Source organism: Anoxybacillus andreesenii (assembly GCF_030813005.1).
Taxonomy (GTDB): Bacteria; Bacillota; Bacilli; order Bacillales; family Cytobacillaceae; genus Robertmurraya; species Robertmurraya andreesenii.
Genome location: NZ_JAUSTU010000076.1, coordinates 1 through 1,233 on the forward strand (window position 1 = coordinate 1; position 1,233 = coordinate 1,233).

General features: G+C 38.0%; 1 protein-coding gene. It reads right to left on the reverse strand.

The window, feature by feature from the left end:
- A partial coding sequence (locus J2S07_RS21855) for an IS1182 family transposase (RefSeq protein ID WP_307152466.1) occupies positions 1-1,233 on the reverse strand: 1,233 nt, incomplete at both ends.

Below are 1,233 nucleotides of genomic sequence, written 5' to 3' on the forward strand. Positions count from 1 at the left end.
ATATCATTCTTATATTTACGTGTCTTTTCTTGTATGTACGAACCATATGGAATAAGAAAATCAAATTTTTGTTCCTTTTCATCTCCAACTGCATAGACATAATTTTCTTCACTTCCATATCCTGCGTCGGCAATGACGGTTTTAGGCATAGGTAAGGAAGTGGAAGCCAACTTCTCCAAATGAGGGATAAAGCAACGAGTGTCTGTAGGGCTTTGATGAATGGAATAAAACAAAATAAATTGATTTTCCGTTCCCATTTGCACATTATATCCGGCTTTCAACTGACCGTTTTTCATGTGATCTTCTTTCATGCGCATGAAAGTGGCGTCTTTATCTGTTTTTGAATAGCTATTACGATCACCAAAGACTTCGTTCTGTTCCTTATATTTTGCGATCCGAGGTAAGAAATTTTCGCGAATCAGTTTTAAGGATTTCTTGAATTGACTGCGAACTTTACGGATTTCCTTACGGGTATTCGTATCGGGTTCATTCTCTATTTTCTCTGTTAATGCTTCTACCTTATCTTCGATTTCTTTTGCGATTGTTTTTAGGTGTGATTCGGAGACTTGTACTTTTGGTTGATCTTCCTTTGGTAAAGACCCAGCCTCGATTTGCGTTAATTCATGAATATGCTGAAGCGTTTCTTGAATTTTCTCTCTTAGCTTAGCCTCAAATTTCTCAGTAGCTTTTTTCCATACGAAAGAATACTTATTCGCATCTGCCTCGATCTTCGTGCCATCCAAAAAGTAGTTTTCCATCGTGATATATTTTTCTTCAATCAATTTAAGAATCATCGCTTCAAATAATTCGTCCATCAAGACTTTCATCCGTTCCCCACGAAACTCATTAATGGTACGGAAATCAGGTTGTTGCCCAGCTGCCAACCACATGGCAGGGATGTTTTCTTTAACCAATGTTTCAATTCTTCTGCAGGAGTAAACCTTTTGAGAATAAGCGAACAGAATAATTTTGAGCATCATTTTAGGATGAAAGGAACTTCGTCCCCCACCTTTATAATGGGAGAATAACTGCACGTCTGGGACAGCTTCGACCATTTCATCCACTACACGTGCCACATGGTTCATAGGAATAAGTGATTCAATATCAAAGATGGTTTGAATTTGACGGTTGTCGTAGGGTTTGAATGTAGGAGCTAATTGTCTTTTAGGAGGAGAAATTTCCTCAACCTCTGGAAGAAGAGCCATTTGAGTGTTATAATTTTCAGTAGTAGTC